This is a genomic window from Kitasatospora sp. NPDC047058, assembly GCF_040643935.1.
Taxonomy (GTDB): Bacteria; Actinomycetota; Actinomycetes; order Streptomycetales; family Streptomycetaceae; genus Kitasatospora.
Genome location: NZ_JBEYVJ010000609.1, coordinates 1 through 3,107 on the forward strand (window position 1 = coordinate 1; position 3,107 = coordinate 3,107).

General features: G+C 76.8%; 3 protein-coding genes and 1 pseudogene. All 4 read right to left on the minus strand.

Annotated features, from left to right (window positions below):
- Window positions 1-305 (minus strand): annotated as a pseudogene (locus ABZ885_RS38195) (hypothetical protein); the annotation flags it as partial.
- A 190-nt stretch (window positions 306-495) separates the two neighbouring features.
- Window positions 496-1,197, minus strand: a complete 702-nt coding sequence (locus ABZ885_RS38200; protein ID WP_360199351.1) for an FAD:protein FMN transferase — start codon at window positions 1,195-1,197, stop codon at window positions 496-498.
- A gap of 41 nt (window positions 1,198-1,238) precedes the next feature.
- Entirely contained in the window at window positions 1,239-1,676 is a 438-nt protein-coding gene (locus ABZ885_RS38205; RefSeq protein WP_360199347.1) for an FMN-binding protein, read from the minus strand.
- An 82-nt stretch (window positions 1,677-1,758) separates the two neighbouring features.
- Window positions 1,759-3,036, minus strand: a complete 1,278-nt coding sequence (locus ABZ885_RS38210; RefSeq protein ID WP_360199349.1) for a ferric reductase-like transmembrane domain-containing protein — start codon at window positions 3,034-3,036, stop codon at window positions 1,759-1,761.
- Window positions 3,037-3,107 lie beyond the last annotated feature (71 nt).

Consider the following 3,107-nt stretch of genomic DNA (forward strand, 5'->3'; position numbering starts at 1 on the left):
GCCCGGCATGCCGCCAGCACCTCGGGCACGCTCCCGGCGACGAACACGGCGTGCGAGGGGGTGCCGTCGACGAGGCCGAGGGCGGCGTGCACGGGGTCGCGGCCCGGGGTGGTCACGGCCAGGACCGGGGCCCCGGCCGGGCCGGGTCCGGTGAGCACCACCGTCCAACCCCGCGCTGCGCACTCCCGCAGCAACGCGGTGTCACTGGTCGCGGCGGACGCGGCGGCCGACGCAGCGGCGGTTGCGGAGCCGGGCAGCGCACCGCGCCAGTCGGTACCGAAGAGTGCCGCCGAGATGACCGTCATTGGCCCACCGTCCCGTTCCGTGCCACGCACGGGCGCGCCCTTCCAGACTAGGCCTCCACCCCCGTCCCCCGCCCGGTCACGGGTGGCCGGGCGGGCCGTACGGCACGGCAGGCCGGCCGCTCCGGCCCCCGGCGGCACCGTCCACCGCCCCGCCTCACCAACCGCACCCGCCTCACCCGCCTCACCCGCCTCACCCGGTCGGGAAGCCCGGGGTGCGGTGGCGGGCGCCGGCCGGGGTGATGGCCAGGGCTTCCACGGCGGGGTGGCGGCCGGCCCAGGCGAGGGCGCGGGTGGGTCCCATGGCGAAGGCGGCGGTGGCCCATGCGTCGGTGCGGGCGAGGTGGCGGCCGACCAGGGTGAGGGAGGCGAGGCCGGTGGCGGGCCGGCCGCTGTGCGGGTCGAGGATGTGCGCGCCGCGTTCGGCGGTGCCGGAGGTGGCGACGGCCAGGTCGTGGCCGGTCACGGTGGCGGCCAGGGCGCCGGGGCGCAGCGGGTCGGCGATGCCCACCCGCCAGGGGCCGCCCGCGGTCTGGACGTCGCCGCCGCCGCTGACCACGTGGTCGGCCGATCCGGCGGCGCGCAGCAGGCGGGACGCCTCCTCGACCGCCCAGCCCTTCACCCAGCCGCTGGGGTCGAGCCGGCCGTCGAGCCAGTGGGTGAACCAGCCGTCCGTCTCGGCGGCGACCTCGCGGCAGCGGGCGAGCGCCTCGGGGACGTCGGGGTGGCAGTGGTCGAGGGCGAGTTCACCGCGGTCGAGGCGGCTGATGTCGCTGTCGGCCCGGTAGGGGGAGAACACCGCGTCGATCTCGTGCAGCCGCGCGGTGATCCGCTGCAGGGCGGCCCCGGTGCCCGGGCCGGGGTCGCGGACGGCGAACGAGAAGACCGTGCCCATCACGTGCTCGGCGTGCCGGAGCAGCGGCCGCGGCGCGGTGGTCACCGGCCGGCCTTGTCGAGCGCGCTCTGCAGGGAGCGGGTGTAGCCGTCGCTGGTGTAGGTGGCGCCGGAGACGACGTCGACGTCGGCGCTCTGCGCGGCGAGCGCCTCCTGGTTGAGGACGGGTATCGCGCCGGCGTTGATCTCCCGGTCGCGGCGCTCGCCGGTCGGGTACTGGACGACCTCGACCTTGGTGAGCTTCGTCCCGTCGAGCGTGACCCTGACCTGGACCGGGCCGTACCGGGTGGAGACGGCGTCCCCGGTGACGGTCCGGGTCGACGTGCCGGAGGAGCCCTCCGGCGGGGCGGCGGCGGAGCCGGAGGGGGCCTGGGTGGTCCCGGTGGCGGCCTGGACCGAGCCGCCGTCGTGGGGTTTGAGGGAGAGCAGCAGGATCACGCCTGCGGCGGTGGCGGTGCAGGTGACGACGGCTCTTCGCATCGGTCGCTCCTCGGGACGGCGGGACGGGTGGGGGCCGGCGGGGCCGGGTGCGCGGACGGCCCGGCGGCCCGGGCGGCCCGGGTCAGAGTGCGAAGGACTCGTGGTGGATGCGCCCGCGCGGCACCCCGGCGGCGCGCAGCGCGCGGACGGCCTCCGCGCTGAACTCCGGCGGGCCGCACAGGTACACCTCGTGCCGGGCGAGGTCGGGGACGAGGCGGGCGAGTGCGGTGCCGAGGTCGCCGGTCTCGGCGCGGCTGCCGAGCAGCTCGTGGACGCGGGCGCCGCGCCGGCCGGCGACCAGGGCGAGCTCGGCGCGGAACAGCACGTCCTCGGCGCTGTGGGCCCGCTGGACCAGGGTGAGTTCGCCGGGCAGGGTCTCGAACAGCGCCCGCAGCGGGGTGATGCCGACGCCGGCGCCGAGCAGCAGCACCTGGCGCGTGCGGTGCCGCCGGGCGGTGAAGGCGCCGTACGGGCCCTCGGCGCGCACCTCGGTGCCGGGGCGCATCGCGGCGACGGCGGCGCTGTGGGTGCCGAGGTCCTTGACGGTGAAACGGAGGAAGTGCGGGTGGGCGGGGGCCGACAGCGAGTAGGGGTTGGCGGCCCAGCGCAGTTCGCGGGTCCGGAACTGGAGGCGGAAGAACTGGCCGGGCTCGGCGTGCAGTTCGGGCAGCCGGCGGCCGGTGAGGAAGACCGAGACGACGCCCGGGCCCTCGGGGCGGACCTCGGCGACGGTGAGCCGGTGGCGGCGGTCGCGCAGCCACGGGACGACCAACCGGTACCAGCCGAGCAGCAGCGCGGTGCCGAGGTAGAGCGCGGTCCAGCCGAGGCGGGCCGGTCCGGGCCCGAGGTCGGTACCGGTGGCGAGCTGGTGGCCGAAGCCGAGGGCGACCGCGAGGTAGGTGGCCAGGTGCAGGTAGTACCAGGTCTCGTGGCCGAGCCGGCGGCGGGCGGCCCGCGCGGAGACCAGGCCGGTGCCGAGCAGCAGCAGGGTGGCCAGCGCGGCCTTCAGCATCTCGGGCCAGTGCAGGACGATGTCGACGCCCTCGCCGAGCGGGCCGCGTCCGTCGGTCAGGGCGTAGCCCCAGACCACGGTGAGCACGTGGACGGCGACCAGCCCGACCAGGTACCGGCCGCCCCAGGCGTGCCAGCGGGCCAGCCGGTCGGCGCCGACGCCGCGTTCGAGCAGCGGCAGGCGGGCCATCAGGAGCAGCAGGACGGGGGCGGCGTAGCCGGCCAGGAGGCCGGTGATCCGGCCGGCGCCGGTCAGCCACTGCGCGGCCCCGGTGATGCGCTCGGTGTCCTGCCACCAGAGGGCCAGGACGGCGGCGGCACCGTCTCGCGCAGGTGACTGATACGACATGCCTGGAATTCGCACAAAATCGATCGAATCCGATGCGGATCGGTCGGTTTCGGCCGGGTAATTGACGCAGA

Excerpts from the sequence above, each read along its gene's own strand:
- ABZ885_RS38200 (WP_360199351.1), bottom strand. The coding sequence starts at position 1,197 with ATGGGCACGGTCTTCTCGTTCGCCGTCCGCGACCCCGGCCCGGGCACC.
- ABZ885_RS38205 (WP_360199347.1), bottom strand. The coding sequence starts at position 1,676 with ATGCGAAGAGCCGTCGTCACCTGCACCGCCACCGCCGCAGGCGTGATC.
- ABZ885_RS38210 (WP_360199349.1), bottom strand. The coding sequence starts at position 3,036 with ATGTCGTATCAGTCACCTGCGCGAGACGGTGCCGCCGCCGTCCTGGCC.